Here is a 16,390-nt window from a genome sequence, read left to right on the forward strand (position 1 = left end):
ACCCGCGCACACCCCCACTGCGCGGGGTGCTCGCGGTGCACCTGGCCGCCGCCGGGTCGATGGTCCTGGTCGACGGCCCAGGCACGCGCACACCTACCGCATCGACGACCTGCACACCCGCCGGCCCGCGTGACTCACGCGTCGCTCCGCCGGCGGCGCAACGCCTTGCGCGCCCCCACCGCGAGCGCGACGTGGCCGAGCAGCCCGACGCCGGCGGCGAGCAGGCCGACCCGGTAGCCCAGTCCGATGTGGACGGCCAAGCCGACGAGGATCAGCAGCCCGAGCGCGAGCCGCCCCACGTGCCGGCTCACCGGTCCCCGCCCGGCTTCACCGCGCCGACGCAGTGCAGGAACGGGCCGACCCGATCCTCCACCACCGCCGCGAACCCGACCTCGGCCAGCATCGGCGCGATCCGCCCGACCGGGTTGTCCCGCATCGCCTCACCCGCCGTCGCACCCACCAGGTGCCTGCCCAGGCGACCCCGCGGCGGCCGGAAGTCCGCCAACAGCACCCGACCACCCGGCCGCAGCACCCGCAACGCCTCGGCGAACGCCGTCGCCCGCACGTCTTCGGGGATGTGGTGCACGGCCAGGCTCGACACCACCACGTCGAACGAGCCGTCCGCGGCGGTCAACGCCTCGGCCCGACCCACCTCGAACGAGCACGAACCACTCCCCCGCAGCCGACGGGCCTGCTCGACCATCGGCCCGGACGGGTCCACCCCCACCGCGCTCCCGCCAGGGCCAGCCGCCTCCGCCGCCAAGGCGGTCAGGTAACCCGGACCGCACCCCAGATCCAGCACGCGATCACCGGGCCGCACCCCGGCCAGTGCCACCAACCTCCCGAACGTCCGCCGACGACTGCCCGCGAACACCACCTTCGACAGCAGCTCATAGGCCACGGCGTGCCTGATCACGCCCGGCGCGTCGGCGTTCGGACGCCCGTGCGGCAGTTGCCCCGGTTTCATCGGACCCACCCTTACTTAGTTGTGACTAAGTTGTCTCGGTCGCTAACTTAGTGACAACTAAGTTAAAGGGCAAGGGGCACTACGATCGGCCCGTGACCGAGCCCGCCGCCCGCCGCACCCGCATGAGCGCCGAAGACCGCCGCGCCTCGATCCTGGCCGCCGCCACCGAGGTGTTCGCCGAGCACGGCTACCTGCGCGGCAAGGCCTCCGAGGTCGCCCGCCGCGTCGGCGTCAGCGAACCGGTCGTGTTCCAGAACTTCGGCACCAAGGCCACCCTCTTCGCCGCCGTGGTCCACCACGCCGCCGACCACGTCTGCCGGCTCCTCGACCGCACGACCACCGGCAGCACACCCGTCACCGCCGTGCTGGCCACCATGCTCGACCCCGACCACCTGGCACACGTGCACAGCGCCGGCGCGGTCGGCGCGATCTTCGCCGACGCCTCCGCCGTCACCGGCGAACCCGCCGTCGAAACCGCCGCCCGCGACTCCACCCGCCGCTTCGCCACCGCCATCACCGCCCTGCTCGACCGCGGCAAGGCCGACGGCGAACTGCGCCCCGACCTCGACACCGGAGCCGCCGCCTGGTGGCTGCTCTCCCTCGTCGCCTCCCAGCGCTTCCGCCACGCCACCGCACCCGCCGGCATCGAGGCACGACTCGCCCGGAACACCTTCGAGTCCATGATCGCGGCGGATCGGCGCTGAACGCGCTGCACTCGACAAGCCAACCGACCGCGACCGCCAAGAACGCCGGAGACTCACCCGACCTTCGGCGAAGGCGCGCTTGGCGTTGTCCGGTGTGCCCGGGTTCGCGTCACCGCGCGCGGTACTCCTGGTCGGTGACGTGCTCGCCCCACTCGGACTCCGGCCCCTCGGCCACCAGTTCCGCCATGACGCCGCCGGTGTCCTCGATCGGCGTGCCGGGATCCACGCGGTGCTGGTAGTACAGGTCGATGTGATCCGTCGCGCCCAGGCCGATGCGGGAGACCTCCAGGTCGCCCAGCTCGACGTGCTTCACGGTCACCGTCCTTTGAGGTCAGAAGCGGATGAGGGTCTTGAGGGCTTCGCGGCGGTCCATGGCGCGGTAGCCGTCGGGGGTCTGGTCCAGGTCGACGGTGAGGTCGAAGACCCTGCCCGGGTCGACGGTGCCGTCCAGCACCGCGGGCAGCAGCTCGTCGATGTAGGCGCGCACCGGGGCGGGACCGCCGGTCAGCGTGATGTTGTGGCCGAACAGGCTGCCGAACCCGACCGGGGCGTCCTCGTACTGCGGCACGCCGACGCGGCTGATGACGCCGCCGGGACGGACCACGCCGACAGCCATGTCGTAGGCGCTCATGTGCCCGACCGCCTCCAGCACCGCGTGCGTGCCGTCGCCGCCGGTCAGCTCCCGGACGCGCTCGATGCCCTCCTCGCCGCGCTCGGCCACCACGTCGGTGGCGCCGAACTCGCGGCCCAGGTCGGTGCGGTCCTTGTGCCGTCCCATGAGGATGATCCGCTGCGCGCCCAGCTGCTTGGCGGAGAGCACGGCGAGCAGGCCGACCGCGCCGTCGCCGATCACCGTCACGGTGGTGCGCGGGGTGACGTGTGCCTGCTTGGCGGCGTGGTAGCCGGTGCCGTACACGTCGGACAGGGTCAGCAGCGACGGCAGCAGCGGTGAGTCCTCGCCGACACCGGGGAGCTTGACCAGCGTGCCGGACGCCTGCGGGACGCGCACGGCCTCGGCCTGCGCGCCGCCGACGTCGGGCGCGCCCCAGAACCCGCCGTTGCGGCAGGAGGTGTGCAGGCCCTCGCGGCAGAACTCGCACGTGTTGTCCGAGTACGCGAACGGCGACACCACCAGGTCGCCGCGCCGCAGCCCGGTCACCTCCGAACCGAGGTCCTCCACGACGCCGAGGAACTCGTGGCCCATCGGCGTGCCCTGCGCGGAGGCGGGCATGGAGTGGTAGGGGTGCAGGTCGCTGCCGCACACGCACGACCGCACGACCCGCACGACCGCGTCGGTGGGCTGCCGCAGCACCGGGTCCGGCGCGTCCTCCACGCGCACGTCACCGGCCCCGTACATGAATGTGGCTCGCATGAATTCCTCTCAACATTTGTTCGTTCGAGTTGCCGGGGTGATCGGCGTCGGCCCATGACCGGCCCGCAGCGCCACACCGCCGGCCACCTGCGTCAACACCGCTGGTCAGCGGTGTTCATCCGCATACCCTGGTCACGGTCGATGAAACTCCACGGCACGCGTGCCCGGGAGGGCCTGCCTTTCCGGGTAATGGCAGAACCCCTCAGCGGGGTTCCTCCTCGGACCCGACGCCGCCTTCATCACCGGGACCGACCTGCTCATCGACGGCGGCGTGATCGCGGCCCTGCGCCGGACGCTGGCAACTGGCCCTGTGACTCCTTCCGCGGTGAGCGCCGACGCGGAGGGGTGCGGGCGGCTTGGTGAAGAGGCGGCAGGGCCCGCCCACGGTGGCGTCGTCCCGATCGGTCCGTGACGACGCCACCGCTCTTGCGGGAGCGGGGTCGCAGGCCGCCACCGGCGACCCCGCCCACCCCTGCGCGGTTTCGGGCCGGGCAGGGGTGTCCGGGTGTTCCAGGCGGGCGCGCCGTCGACCGTGAACGCGGTCGGCACGGTCGCGTTCACCGCCGCCGATGTGCCATCCCGTTGTGGTCTACTTTCTCGCGCCGATCAACTCTTCGGACTGTTGTGGCTGATCAGCGGACATGAGCACCAGGCACGCGGTGATCAGGACGAGGTTCTTCACGACGAACTCGCCCTCGGTGGTGAGCAGGAGCGGGTTGCCCGCCTGGAACGCCGCCTGCGGCTGGACCACCAGCACCAGGAACGTCCCCAGCAGGTGGACCAGGGCGACCGCCGCGACCCAGCGCAGTCGACGGCCGAGCCACAGGGCCGTGCCCAGCACGATCTCCGCCGTGCCGAGCGAGACCAGCAGCAGGTCGCGGTCCAGCCACGGCACGGTGCGGGCGACCAGGTCGGCGACCGGTGTCACGTCGGCGACCTTGAGCGCGCCGAACCACACGAACACCAGGCCGAGCGAGCCGCGCAGCAACGTCACCGCGCGGCCGGTCACGGCGCACCGCAGGTGGTGGTGTCGGCGGGGTCGACGCGCCACTGCCCGTCGTGCAGTCGGAGCAGGTGCTCGCCGGTGCGCTCGCCGTGCCGCCAGGCGACCCGGGCGAGATCAGGCCCGTCCGCTACGACGCCGAGCACCTCGTAGGGGACTCCTGGTTCGCAGTCGGCGAGCCGGTCGGCGAACGCCTCCCGCGGGTCGCGCCGCTGGGCGTCTGCGGTCCACATGTCCCACGCCGTGGTCGGGTCGCCGCCCGAGAGCAGGCCGAGGTAGGTGGTGGCGACACCACGCAACCGCGCGGCGTCCTCCGCCGTCATCCAGTGGTGCTGGTGGTGCGCGTGGTCGGGTTCGCCGGACGTGCAGCCGGCGGCGACCACGACGGTCAGGGCAAGGCAGACGAGGGTTCTCACGTGGGCTCCTCCCGGGGTGGCCGGGCAGCGGCCCCGCGTCGTTGCGGGACCGCCACCCACCTGGCGTCAGTTGCCCAGGCGCTTGGTGCCGTACCGGGAGATCCAGTCGTTGCCGCCGACGTTCATGTCGGCCAGGACCTCGACGGAGTCACGCGTGGCCTCCAGGCTCATCGAGCCCTGGTCGGAGCCTGCCAACTCGTAGCTCCACGTCTGCCCGACCGGGATGTTGCGGTCGGCGAGCGGGACGTCGTGGAAGCCGAACCGGATGATGTAGTGCGACTCGCCGTTGCCGCGCGCGACCTCGACGTAGTCCTGCTGGGGGTGCCCGTACTGGACGGACGCCCGGTAGTGGTGGTCCACCGAGCCCGAGGGGGCGCGGAACTTGAGCACCAGGCAGTCGGTGTGCACGGGCGAGCCGCTGGTGTTGGTGAAGACGAGCTTGCGGCTGCCGTAGAACGTGCCGCCTTCGAGCTGCACCTTGACCGACAGGCCGACGTTGCTCTTGAAGCCGGTGTTCAGCGGCTCGTCCAGGACCGGGTTGCGACCCGGCACGGCGTAATCGGTGCCGCGCCGGCACCGCTCCAGCGGCGAGCCGTCCACAGAGGAGGGACCGTCCGGGTACTGCTGGCCGTGGGCCGCCGGTCCCGCGCTCACGGGGGACGTGACCGCGACGACGTTCGCGCTCGCGGGCAGCGAGGACACGACGAACGCCGCGGACAACGCGATACCGGCGACTCCGGTGGCGGACCAGGCCGTCTTGGTTGATTTCTTCATGGTGTGCCTCCGTCAGGATCGGAAGGAAGCACCGGGGGAAATGTGTCCCGCCGGGGCTGGAACACCGTGGCGGCGGCTTCTTCAGATTAGTGAGACGAGCTTTTCGATGTCAATGGCGAAAAGTACCGCTACTCGGTCGGACCAATACCGGCATTCACTTGTCACCCTTTTCGGGGCGGGCATTTTCCGAACACGCCTCCGCCGCGATCCGCTGGTTTCGCGAATCGCTCGACGAGTGTGCGCGGGAATGGGCCGGTGGCCGCCGGCCGGGTGTTCCGGCGGCCACCGACGGGTGGTGGTCAGCCGGTCAGGGTCCACTTCTGGCTGTTCCACGTGCCGCAGTCCCACAGGTGCAGGCGGGCGCCGTCAGCGCCGCTCTGGCCTTCGACGTCCAGGCAGCGGTCGGACTTGAGGTTCTTCAGGGCGCCGTTCGCCTGGAAGGCCCACTTCTGGCTGTCCCAGGGGCCGCAGTCCCACAGGTGCGCCTTGGTGCCGTTGGCGGTGGCTCCGCCTTCGACGTCGAGGCACTTGCCGCCGGACTTCAGCTGCTGCCCGTCGAGTGCCCAGGTCATGGAGGGCGCCGCGGCGCAAGCCCACTGCTGGATCGCGGTGCCGTTCGCCGTGCCGCCACCCGCGCGGTCGAGGCACTTGGCGGTGGCGCCGTTGGTGATCCGGCCACCGGCGCCCGGGTCGGGTCCCGGACCCGGGTTGTTGCCACCCGGACCCCAGGCGTTCCAGTTGTCCCAGGTCTCGGCGTCGAAGCCGATCCGGCCGGGCTTGTCCGCGGCCCAGTTGGCGCCGGCCTTGTCGATGACGGCGCCGCCGACGGTGTAGTTCTCCAGCTTCAGGCCGCGGCTGTCCCGCGTCTCGTTGCCCAGGGACACCTTCTGCCCACCGCCGTTGCCGTGCCGCTTCAGGAGGCTGACCTGCGAGGACGCGTCCAGCTGGCTCCAGGCGTCGATCTTGAGGTTCTTGACGTGGATGTTCTCAGTGCTGGACAGGGCGAAGACGCGGATCGCGCAGTTGGTCATGCCTTCGACGGTGATGTTCTCGAAGGTCATGTTCTTGACCCACGCGTTGGGGTCGGCCTTGGTGGTCGATCCCATGTCCTCCCAGTGCGAGGAGGAGTTGAGGACGCAGGTGTTGTACTTGACGTCCTTCCAGTACATCCGGTTGTGGATGACGTGGGTGTTGCCCACCCGGACGTTGTCGATGTTGCGGGGCGTCCAGCCCCATTGGATGACGGGGCCGTTCTCGTTCTTCCAGATGACGGTGTTGTCGATGTTGACATTGCTGTGGTACATCTTCAGCACGTCGTCGTTGGCGTTGAAGAACGTGTTCTTCATGGTGCTGCCGCGGTAGAGCTCGATGCCGTCGGTCTGCCAGTACCAGGAACCGACCTGCTTGTAGTTCTCGACCCTCATGCTGAAGGTCTGCTCGTCGCCGTAGACGACGAACGAGTGGTACGGCGGTTCGTTGATGGTCACGCCCTGGAGGTCCAGGTGCTGCTGCCGTCCCTGCGCCGAGGCGAACTGCAGCATCTTCACGCAGGTGGAGTGGCAGTTGGACGCGCCGGAGAGGTGGTCGTAGTTGTTGGCGGTGTCGGCCTCGTAGACGTACTGCTCACCGGAGAGCACGCCGTAGCCGGTCACCCGGTAGAGGCCCTGGCTGTCGTCGGGGAAGCGGATCGCCCCCTTCACGTACGCGCCGGGCGCCAGGTAGACCCACTTGACCTGCTTGGGCAGCAGCGCGTGGTACTTCGAGGTCATGTAGTAGGTGCCGGGCCGGAAGTGCACGACCTCCTCGCTGATCGTGTTCAGGTTGGTGACCTGCCCCTGCGGCGGGTAGTAGGTGCTGCCCGAGGCCGGGGTCGGGATCAACCGGTCCCGCTCCGCCCCGGTGGGCGCCGGTTCGGCGAAGATCATCATGGAGTTGCGCGGCTCGGTGTGGATGGCGCGGTTGCCGTTGCCCGACGCGGTGGTGAGCTTGCCCGCGTCGGTGGCCGGCCCGGACATGTCGTTGTAGGCCGTGTACAGCTGCGGGTCGAACTCGACGGAGAAGCGGTAGCCCGCGGCGTTGTAGGGGACCTTGACGCGCACGGTGTCGCCGTCGACGAGCTGCTTGGCGAAGCCGAGGCCGCTGGGCTTGATCTTGACCTGGTCGGCCGAGGAGATGCTCTGACCGGTGCGCAGGGAGACGTCGACCCACACGTCGGTGGCGTACTGGAACGACGACCAGCTCATGGTCAGGTTCGCCGACGAGGAGAACTCCGCGCCGTCCTCCTTCGTGTAGCCGATCTTGCCCTTGCCGCTGCGCGCGATGCTCATGTACGCGAACGAGTCGTACCTGGTCGCCGGGGCCGCGGCGGTGGCCACCTGGACGTCGTAGAACGACGAACGCCTGACCTTGTCGCTCGCCACCGGGCTGCCGGTGTTGAACTCGTGGTTGTCGTGCCACCACGTCTTGAGCTGATCACTGTCGGCGGTGGAGACGGCGGCCTGGGCCGGTGGCGTCCCCGCACCCATCCCAGCCGGCGCGACGGCGCCGACCAGGGCGAGCGCCAGACCGGCGGCGAGCGCCACCGGCCTGCTCATCCTTGCTGCGGACATGCGAAATCCTCTTCTCGTCATTGGGAAGGGTTTGCGTCGTGCTGCTGCGGCCTCATGTCATGAAGACGTGCGCGGACCACGGCTCCATGACGATCCGGCCGCTCACGACCGTCGGCTCGTCGACGTTGGACAGCAGCAGGTCGGCAGCCGACCACACGACGTCCAGGGTGGCGGTTTGCCTCGTGCCGCTGAGGTTGGCCACGACGAGCAGCCGGTCGTCGTCCAGGGTGCGTTCGTAGGCGTAGAGATAAGGCTCGTCGGCCAGGAGCATGCGGAAGTCGCCGAGGGCGATGACGGGGAGGTTGTGGCGCAGTTCGATGAGTCGGCGGTAGTGGTTGAAGACGGAGTCCGGGTCGTCGTACTGGGCTCGGGCGTTGAGCCAGGTGTGGTTGGGGTTGGCCGGGAGCCAGGGTTCGCCGGTGGTGAAGCCGGCGTTGGGGGTGGTGTCCCACTGCACGGGGGTGCGGGCGTTGTCGCGGCCCATGGCACGCAGGCCGCGCAACACCGATTCCGGGTCGCCGCCGGCGGCGAGGGACTGGCGGTAGTGGTTGAGGGATTCGACGTCGCGCATCTCGTGCACGCCGGCGAACGGCGCGTTGGTCATGCCCAGCTCTTCGCCCTGGTAGATGTACGGCGTGCCCCGGTGCAGGTGCAGCACCGTGGCCAGCGCGGTGGCGGATTCGCGCCAGTACGTGCCGTCGTCACCGAAGCGGGACACCACGCGGGGTTGGTCGTGGTTGTTCCAGTACAGGCTGTTCCAGCCCACCTCGCCCAGCGCGGTCTGCCACCGGCCCAGCGACGCCTTCAGGTCGCGCAGGTCCAACGGCTTCGGGTCGAACTTGCCACCGGGACCGTGGTCGAGGGAGACGTGCTCGAACTGGAACACCATGTCCAGCTCGCGCCGTCGAGGATCGGTGAACAGCCGGGCGTCCTCCCAGGTGACGCCGGGCATCTCCCCCACGGTCAGCAGCTCACCCGGCCGGCCGTCGAACACCTCGCGGTGCATCTCCTGGAGGAACTCGTGGATGCGCGGACCGGTGCCGTAGTGCGGGAACCCGTCGCCGAGGCCGCCGACGCCGGTGGTGGCCCCGTCGGGCAGGTCCGGGTCCTTGGAGATCAGGTTGATGACGTCCATCCGGAAGCCGTCCACGCCCCGGTCCAGCCACCACCGCATCATCCCGTGCACGGCCCGGCGGACCTCGGGGTTCTCCCAGTTCAGGTCCGGCTGCTTGCGGTCGAACAGGTGCAGGTAGTACTCCCCCGTCGCCTCGTCCAGCGTCCAACTGGGGCCGGAGAAGAACGAACCCCAGTTGGTCGGCTCCGCGCCCGGCTGCCCGGCCTCGAACCCGTCACGGGGCGGGCGCCACCAGTACCAGTCCCGCTTCGGGTTGTCGGTCGACGAGCGCGACTCCACGAACCACGGGTGCTCGTCGGAGGTGTGGTTGACCACCAGGTCCATCACCAGCTTCATCCCGCGCGCGTGCACCTCGGCCAGCAGGCGGTCGAAGTCCTCCAGCGTGCCGAACGCGGGGTCGATCGCCTGGTAGTCGGAGATGTCATAGCCGTTGTCGGCGTGCGGCGAGGCATAGACCGGCGACAGCCAGATCACGTCCACGCCGAGCCGCTCCAGGTGGTCCAGCCGGGAGGACAGACCCGCCAGGTCGCCGACGCCGTCACCGTCCGAGTCGGCGAAGCTGCGCGGGTACACCTGGTACACCACGGCCGAGGTCCACCACGGGGCTGTGGCCAGGGTCGGGGTGACCGTCTGGTCGAGAGTCATGGCTGTCCTTCGTGGGGAGTTATTTGACCGCGCCGAGGTTCACGCCGCGCATGAGCGTGCGTTGGAAGAGCAGGAAGAACACCAGTGCCGGCAGGATGCCCGCCAGCGACGCGGCGGCCAGGGCCGTGGGGTCGCTGGTGTACTGACCGCTCAACGCGCCGAGGGCGACCGACACGGTCTGGTTGTCCGCGGAGGGCAGCAGCACCAGGGGCAGGAAGAAGTCGTTCCAGGTCCAGATGAAGAAGAACGTCATCAGCACCGCCATCGTCGGCCTGGTCAGCGGCAGGACGACCAACCGGAGCACCTGGAACCGACTGGCGCCGTCGAGCCGGGCGGCTTCCAGCACCTCCGGTGGGAAGGTGCCCAGCACCGAGGACAGCATGTAGGTGCCGAACGCGCTCTGGAGCACGGCCAGGATGACGATGACACCGGTCATCGTGTCGTAGAGCCCGAGGTCGCGGGTGAGCACGAACAGCGGGTACACCAGGGCTTCCTGCGGGATGGTGAACGCGAGCATGAACAGCGCGAGGATCCACACCCGGCCGCGGATGCGGCCGATGCCGATGGCGAACGCCGACAGCAGGCTCAGCGCCACCGCGATCAGTGCCACGCTGCCGCTGATCACGACGCTGTTGAGCAGCTTGCGGTTGAAGTCCACGCCGACCCAGAAGTCCACCAAGGCGGAGAAGTCCAGCTCGGTGGGCAGCGAGACCGGCCCGTTGGCGATGTAGTCGGGTGCGGGCTTGAAGGCGTTGATGATCGCGATCCAGAACGGGAACAGCATCAGCAGGCCGACACCGGCGACCAGGGCGAGCACCACCCAGCCGCTGACGCCGCGCTTGCGGCGCTTGACCGCGCGCACGACGGGCACGACGGGCTCTGCCGCGCTCACCACCGTCTTCTCCAGGCTATCCACGGCCATCTTCGAACCCTTCGGAGTTGCGGGTCTGGTAGCGCAGCAGCGCGACCGCGACGACCGAGATCACCAGTGCCAGCACGGAGGCCACCGCGGCGCCGTAGCCGACCTTGGTGGTGGTGAAGAAGTTGGAGAACGAGAAGTAGGCGGGCACGATCGTGCTGGTGCCCGGCCCGCCCCGGGTGAGCACGAAGATCGGCGCGAACACCTTCAGCGCCGCCACCGACGTGGTGATCAGCACGACCGCGATCTCCGGCCGCAGCTGGTTGAGCGTGATGGTGCGGAACTGCTGCCACCAGGTCGCGCCGTCCAGCTCGGCGGCCTCGTACAGCGCCGGGTCCACCCGGGACAGCCCGGCCATGAACACCACCACGGTGTAGCCGATCTGGAGCCAGACCAGCACGTTCATCACCGCGTAGACGGCCAGGTCGGAGTCACCGAGCCAGTTCTGCGCCAGACCGCCGAGGCCGAGGTCGCGCAGGGTGGTGTTGATGATCCCGTACTGCGGTTGGTACATCCACTTCCAGAGCACGCCCGCGACCGCGATCGGCAGGATCTGGGGCAGGTAGTAGGTGGCGCGCAGGAAGCTCGCGACCTTCGACCCGAACTTCGGCGAGATGAAGTTGAACAGCACGGCCGCGACCACCACCCCGATGGCGGTCGGGAGGATCGCCATGGCCACGATGAACGCCGCGCTGTGCCGGAACGACGCCCAGAACAGCGGGTCGCCCAGCAGCCGCCGGTAGTTCTCGAACCCGATGAACACCGGGTCGCCGACGCCTCGGAAGGAGGTGAGGCTGTACCAGAGGTTCATCCCGAACGGCACGGCGACGACGGCGAGGAACCCGACCGCGCCGGGCAGGACGTACCACCAGTAACCGCTCCGGCGTTCCGACGTGCCCTTGCGCGCCCGGCGGGACGTGGTGGTGCGCGTGGCTGTGCTCACTGAGGACATGGCGATCCTTTCGGCGGTCCGACCGGGCTAGGCGGTCGGCTTGCCGGCGTCGTAGGCGGTCTTGATCGCCTCGACCACCTGGCGCGGGCTCGCGTCACCGCCGACGAGGTCGGTGGTGTTGGCGACCAGGACGTCGTTGAGCCCGGCCACCGGGAAGTCCGGGTACAGCGCCAGCCCGCCGTCGTCGCCGGACAGCAGCTCGGTGAACCGGTCGCCGACCAGCAGGCCCATCGCCGAGCTGGCCGAACCGGGCTCGGGCGCGACCGGCACCCCGCCCTTGTCGGCCAGGAGGTTCTGCACCTCGGGTCGTTGGGTGATCTCCAGGAAGTCGTAGGCGAGGTCCTTGTTCTTCGCCTTCGCGGGCACGACCCACAGGTTGCCGCCGGAGCCGGGGTGCAGCTCGTTGCCGGGGAACAGGAACTGGCCGGTCTTGAACGTGGGCTGCTCGGCGATCTGCCCGGCCCACCAGGTGCCGGAGACGAACATGGGGTACTGGCCCGCGATGAACGCGTTGCCCGCGTCCTGCGCCGGGATGCCGGTGGAGTCGGTGCTGATGAACTTCTCGTCCACCCACCGGCGCATGGTCGTGGCGGCCTTCTCCCACGCCGACCAGTCCACTTCGCCCTCGAACCGCTGGTAGGCGGCCAGGGACCGCTGGTCCATGTGCGCCAGCGCCAGGGAGTACAGCAGGTGCGGGCCGGGGTAGTCGGCCGAGCCGAGCGCGAGCGGCGTGACGCCCTTGTCGGCGAAGGTCTTCAGGGCGTTCTCGAACTCGGCCGGCGTCGCCGGCACCCGCACGTCGTGCCGGGCGAACAGGTCCTGGTTGTACCAGACGCCGACGTACTCGCCGTAGTTCGTGATGCCGTACCGCTTGCCCGACCCCATCAGCCCGTTGTCGTCGTACAGGCCGACGTCCTGGGCGCTGTTGTCGAGCTTCCAGCCGCGGGTCGTGGCGACCTCGGTCAGGTCGGTGAGCAGACCCGCCTTCGCGACCACGCCGGCGGTGGCGTTGCCCTTCAGGTACTCCAGCACGTCGGGGGTGTCGTCGGAGTCCAGGATGAGCTGGCCGGACTGCTGCATCTGCTCGTAGGTCTTGAGCTCCTGCTCGACCACGACGCCGGGGTGCTCGGCCTCGAAGATCGAGACGGCCTGCTTCCAGGCGGCCGACAGCGCGCTGTCGTCGGTCTCCCACCACCACACCTTGAGCGTGTTCGAGTCGCCGGAGTCACCTCCGCTCGAACACCCGGTCATCACCAGCGCCAAGGCGGCGGCCACCGCGGTGGCCAGCCGTAGGGGGTGCTTGCGCATGTCGGTCCTCCAGAGTCGCGACGGCGGCGTCGCCTACCGGGGTTTTCTTTGTCGCAACATTAAGGGCGATGCGACTGTAACGCGTCAACCCGCAGCTAGTCACGTTTTCGTCACGTAGAGGGTCTTGTCAGGTAGTTTCGTCGCGGTACTATTGCGTTCCGGTTAACCCTGACCTCGACGAGGAGCGCACGGTGCTCGACGCCGCCTCACCCTGGGCACCCCTGCTGCCCTCCGCTCGCCGCGTGACGCTGGAAGTCCTGCTCCACGGACCGCTGGCCCGCTCGGAGCTGGCGGACCGCCTGGGCCTGTCGACGGCGAGCCTCACCCGGCTGACCAAGCCGCTGATGGACGCCGGCCTGCTGCGCGAGGTGGACACGCCGAACCCGCGCGGCGGCGGGCGACCGTTGCAGCCGCTGGACGTCGACCCGGAGGTGCAGCGGTTCATCGGCATCAAGCTCGCCGGGTTCCGCGCCTACGGCGTGCTGACCAACCTGCGCGCCGACATCCTCGACAGCGCCACCGTCGAGATCGCCGACCACGCGCCGGAGGCGGTGGTGGCCCAGGTCGCCGCCCTGGTCGCCGCCCTGGACGACCCGGCCCGACCGGTCACCGCGATCGGCATCGGCATAGGCGGTGTGGTGCACGACTTCGCCCGCGTCCGCCAGGCGGTGTTCCTGCACTGGCAGGACGTCGACCTCAGCGCGGCGGTCGGTCGGGCGACCGGCAGGCCGGCGGTGGTGTCCAACGACCTCGACGCCCTGCTGGAGGCCGAGCACTGGTTCGGCGACGGCCGGGACGTGGACAGCTTCGCCGTGCTCACCATCGGCGCGGGCGTCGGTGGCGGGCTCGTGGTGCACGACCGGCTGGTCGGCGGCCCGGACTCGGGCTTGGGCCTGCTCGGGCACTTCCCCATCGACCCGCTCGGCCCGGTCTGCCCCGAGGGGCACCGCGGCTGCGTGAAATCCCTGCTCACCACCGACGCCATCCAGTCGCAGGCCGCCCTGACCCTGGGTCGGCCCGTCACCTACGACGAGGTGCTCGACCTCGCCGAAGCCGGGAACCAGGTCGCCGACCAGATCGTCGGCCGGGCCGGGCACGCGTTCGGCACGCTGATCGCGGCCGTCGCGAACATCGCCCAACCCGAGCGGATCATCCTCACCGGCGAGGGCATCCGCCTCGCCCAGGTCGCCGAGGCACGCGTGCGGGCGGGCATCACCCAGGCCCGCCACGCCGAGGCGTCCCCGATCGACCTGCGCTTCCTCAACGACGACCCGACGCTCTGGGCCCGCGGCGCCGCCGCCGTGGCGATCCAGCGCACCGTGCTCGCCACCCTTCCCCTGCGCACCGCCTGACCCGCTCGCACGAACCCCATTCCACGGCGGGTCGCCGAGATCCACCCCGCCCGCTGTTCGGAGGGGAACGGAGGTGGGCTTGGATCACCGGCATGGGTGACGCGGAACAGATGTGGATCACCGCCGTGCCGGCGCTGGAGGACGGCGAGGCGGACGAGGCCGAGCTGGTCCTCATCGGGATCGACCCCACCTCGGACGACCCCGGCCAACGGGTGGTGGACATGCTGCTGGACCGGGGCCACGAAGGGGAGGAAGGCGTGTTCTACCTGCTCCCCTTCGACCTGGGAGTGCGCTGCGAACGCGTCGCCGACCGGTTGGCCGTGCTGCTGCTGACCTCCCCCGAGGTGTACGACCGCATGGTGCGCGAGCACCGGGACGACCTCGCGGTCCACCTGCGCGACGCCCCGCTGGTGGACGGCGGTGTGCTCCTGCTGCGCCGGGAGATCACCACCGACTTCGACCCCGCCACCGACGACGGGGACCGACCCGTGGTCCTGCTGCTCCGCGAAGGGCGCGCGGCGGAGCCGGACCTGTTCTCCGCCTTCGACGAGGGCGAGGCAGCGCTCGCGGTCCTCGGCACCTGGGGTGGGGACGAGTAGCCGGCACCAGCCGAACCCGGCGGCACCGCGCATCACCGCCCCGCGCGTCCCACCGTTCAGTGCTGGGGCGGAGCGCCCGCCCGACCCGCCGTCGCGGTGTCGAAGTCCAGTACCCGCTCGGCCTCGGCTGTGACCTGAGCGGAGGCGACCCGTGCCCACGAGGTGAACAGCGACCGGAAGTAGTCGCCGTGCTTCCGCGCCACCGCCGGATCCTGTTCGACCACGTCCAGTTCGTTGACGATGCTCAGGTCGACGAACGGGCGCAGCCAGTCGCGGTCCAAGCGCTCGCTCCCGCCCGTGAAGCGGTTCCAGACCTCGCCGGTGTCGGCCAGTCGAGGCCAGGTGAGGTCGCGGTCACAAGCGCCGTACAGGTAGACCAACCTCTCCGCCGACTCCCCGATGAGGTCCCTCAGCGTGGTGCGATCGGCGGGATCGAGCAGCGCGAGGGCGAAACCGTCCGTGCCGTACGCCGCGTGCGCCAAGCCGGCCAACCTCACGTCGGCGCCCAACCCCAGTCCGCCGAGGCGGTCGTGGACGCGTGACAGGTGGGCGTAGAGAGTGCCACCAGGGTGGTCGATCGACTCGGCTCCGCACTGACGCAGCCATGCTCGCACGTCCTGTCCGGTGCTCATGGCTCGACCGTAACCTCGCGGGTGCACGGCGGGCAGGCTCGTCAACGAAGCACGGACACGTCGCTTGACCGGCTGTGATGACCCGTCAAGCTGATCCAGCCGCAGCAGGCGGATCAGCCGGCGAAGTCCGGCACGATGCCGTAGCTGCTGTGGTGCCACGACTCGGTCGGGAAACCGCCGTCGTAGCTGTGGACACCCGCCGAGACCGGGAGCCGGAACGGGTTGGACACCACTTCGCCGCTGAACTGCCACTCCGTCGACCGGTAGGGAAGGCCCTCGGTGGAGTACGACACGACGTAGCGCTCACCGGCGGCGACCTGCGTGTTCTGCGGCAGCGAGACCCGGTAGCCGTACATCGGGACGCCGGTCACATCGGCGAGTACGTCACCCGTCGAGTTCCACAGCCGCACGCGGACCGGCGTCGGAGGATTGCCGGGCCGGGTGACCTCCACGTGGGTGATCTGCCCAGGCCGGTCCACCTGGAAGGCCAGACCCAGTTCGACCGGCTGGGGGTCGACGTCCACGGTCGGGTACACGTCGGCGACGAAAGGCCGGCACCCGAGGATCACGCCGCAGTCGACGGGCTTCATCGTCGACGGGCCGCCGACATGCACGACGGTGAACCTAGGCAGCCCGGTGTACCCGTAATCGTGCGCACGCGTGGCGATCCTGAGATCACCTTCGACGGTGGGCGTGTAGAGGTACTGCCAGTTCTGCGAGGTGGGCGGCATGTCCACGTAGTCCCAGGTCTCGCCCCCGTCGAACGATATCTCGGCCCATTCCGAGAAGTCCGTCGTCCCGTAGTGCGCCGAGCCGCTGATCTGCAGCGGAACGCCCACCTCCACGTGCGAGCCCGCGGTGGGGGTGAGGAGCTGAACGCTCGGGTCGTAGATCGCCTCGGCCACGGCGGTGCTCGACAGGCCGGCTGCCCCTACCGCGACGAGCAACGCCGCCACCAGAACACCTGCGGATCGGAACATCTGAATCCCCTCGCCTGCGGACG

At 69.9% G+C, this 16,390-nt stretch carries 16 protein-coding genes and 1 pseudogene; 3 read left to right on the forward strand and 14 right to left on the reverse strand.

Translation table 11 applies throughout. From position 1 onward, the window contains the following. Positions 1-134: 134 nt before the first annotated feature. Both ACQPYE_RS21845 and ACQPYE_RS21850 read right to left on the reverse strand, forming a co-directional pair. Positions 135-311: a hypothetical protein gene (locus ACQPYE_RS21845; protein ID WP_498713949.1), complete on the reverse strand. Its 177-nt coding sequence runs from the start codon at positions 309-311 to the stop codon at positions 135-137. Next, positions 308-967 (reverse strand): class I SAM-dependent methyltransferase, encoded by a 660-nt coding sequence (locus tag ACQPYE_RS21850; protein ID WP_498713951.1) that lies wholly within the window; start codon positions 965-967, stop codon positions 308-310. Before ACQPYE_RS21850 ends, ACQPYE_RS21845 begins: the two co-directional genes overlap by 4 nt. A 92-nt stretch (positions 968-1,059) precedes the next feature. On the opposite strand from ACQPYE_RS21850, the gene ACQPYE_RS21855 reads away from it, so the two are divergent. Next, positions 1,060-1,671: a TetR/AcrR family transcriptional regulator gene (locus ACQPYE_RS21855; RefSeq protein ID WP_498713953.1), complete on the forward strand. Its 612-nt coding sequence runs from the start codon at positions 1,060-1,062 to the stop codon at positions 1,669-1,671. A 163-nt stretch (positions 1,672-1,834) separates the two neighbouring features. Here the strand turns inward: ACQPYE_RS21855 and ACQPYE_RS21860 are convergent. The 10 genes and pseudogenes from ACQPYE_RS21860 to ACQPYE_RS21905 form a co-directional block, all read right to left on the reverse strand. Further along, positions 1,835-1,927: pseudogene (locus ACQPYE_RS21860) on the reverse strand (aldo/keto reductase); the annotation flags it as partial. A gap of 75 nt (positions 1,928-2,002) precedes the next feature. Further along, positions 2,003-3,043: a zinc-binding dehydrogenase gene (locus ACQPYE_RS21865; protein ID WP_498713955.1), complete on the reverse strand. Its 1,041-nt coding sequence runs from the start codon at positions 3,041-3,043 to the stop codon at positions 2,003-2,005. Positions 3,044-3,632: 589 nt separating this feature from the next. Next, a complete protein-coding gene (locus tag ACQPYE_RS21870; protein WP_498713957.1) occupies positions 3,633-4,052 on the reverse strand; it encodes a DoxX family membrane protein in 420 nt (139 codons plus the stop codon). Next, a complete protein-coding gene (locus ACQPYE_RS21875) occupies positions 4,049-4,462 on the reverse strand; it encodes a hypothetical protein (RefSeq protein ID WP_498713959.1) in 414 nt (137 codons plus the stop codon). Before ACQPYE_RS21875 ends, ACQPYE_RS21870 begins: the two co-directional genes overlap by 4 nt. A 66-nt stretch (positions 4,463-4,528) precedes the next feature. Beyond that, positions 4,529-5,236 carry a hypothetical protein gene (locus ACQPYE_RS21880; RefSeq protein ID WP_498713961.1) on the reverse strand — a complete coding sequence of 236 codons (708 nt, stop codon included), beginning with the start codon at positions 5,234-5,236 and terminating at the stop codon, positions 4,529-4,531. A 299-nt stretch (positions 5,237-5,535) separates the two neighbouring features. Continuing rightward, positions 5,536-7,845 (reverse strand): family 49 glycosyl hydrolase, encoded by a 2,310-nt coding sequence (locus ACQPYE_RS21885; RefSeq protein WP_498713963.1) that lies wholly within the window; start codon positions 7,843-7,845, stop codon positions 5,536-5,538. 52 nt (positions 7,846-7,897) lie between these two features. Beyond that, on the reverse strand, positions 7,898-9,625 hold the full coding sequence (locus tag ACQPYE_RS21890) for a glycoside hydrolase family 13 protein (RefSeq protein WP_498713965.1): 1,728 nt from the start codon (positions 9,623-9,625) through the stop codon (positions 7,898-7,900). A gap of 19 nt (positions 9,626-9,644) precedes the next feature. After that, on the reverse strand, positions 9,645-10,547 hold the full coding sequence (locus tag ACQPYE_RS21895) for a carbohydrate ABC transporter permease (protein WP_498713967.1): 903 nt from the start codon (positions 10,545-10,547) through the stop codon (positions 9,645-9,647). Then, a complete protein-coding gene (locus tag ACQPYE_RS21900) occupies positions 10,534-11,487 on the reverse strand; it encodes a carbohydrate ABC transporter permease (RefSeq protein ID WP_498713970.1) in 954 nt (317 codons plus the stop codon). The genes ACQPYE_RS21895 and ACQPYE_RS21900 overlap by 14 nt, the downstream gene beginning before the upstream one ends. Before the next feature lie 36 nt (positions 11,488-11,523). After that, positions 11,524-12,804 (reverse strand): ABC transporter substrate-binding protein, encoded by a 1,281-nt coding sequence (locus ACQPYE_RS21905; RefSeq protein ID WP_498713973.1) that lies wholly within the window; start codon positions 12,802-12,804, stop codon positions 11,524-11,526. Positions 12,805-12,995: 191 nt separating this feature from the next. Here ACQPYE_RS21905 and ACQPYE_RS21910 point away from each other — a divergent pair, with 191 nt between their 5' ends. Beyond that, the gene (locus ACQPYE_RS21910; protein WP_498713977.1) at positions 12,996-14,156 is read left to right on the forward strand and encodes an ROK family protein; all 1,161 of its coding nucleotides are present in this window, start codon (positions 12,996-12,998) and stop codon (positions 14,154-14,156) included. 92 nt (positions 14,157-14,248) lie between these two features. Further along, the gene (locus ACQPYE_RS21915; protein WP_498713980.1) at positions 14,249-14,755 is read left to right on the forward strand and encodes a hypothetical protein; all 507 of its coding nucleotides are present in this window, start codon (positions 14,249-14,251) and stop codon (positions 14,753-14,755) included. A gap of 56 nt (positions 14,756-14,811) precedes the next feature. On the opposite strand, the gene ACQPYE_RS21920 is transcribed toward ACQPYE_RS21915, so the two are convergent. Further along, entirely contained in the window at positions 14,812-15,387 is a 576-nt protein-coding gene (locus ACQPYE_RS21920) for a DUF6817 domain-containing protein (protein ID WP_498713982.1), read from the reverse strand. A 113-nt stretch (positions 15,388-15,500) separates the two neighbouring features. Further along, on the reverse strand, positions 15,501-16,367 hold the full coding sequence (locus tag ACQPYE_RS21925) for a DUF4082 domain-containing protein (RefSeq protein ID WP_498713985.1): 867 nt from the start codon (positions 16,365-16,367) through the stop codon (positions 15,501-15,503). Between the last annotated feature and the right edge of the window lie 23 nt (positions 16,368-16,390).

It is taken from the genome of Actinosynnema sp. CA-299493 (assembly GCF_050946825.1).
In the GTDB taxonomy this organism is placed as follows: domain Bacteria; phylum Actinomycetota; class Actinomycetes; order Mycobacteriales; family Pseudonocardiaceae; genus Actinosynnema.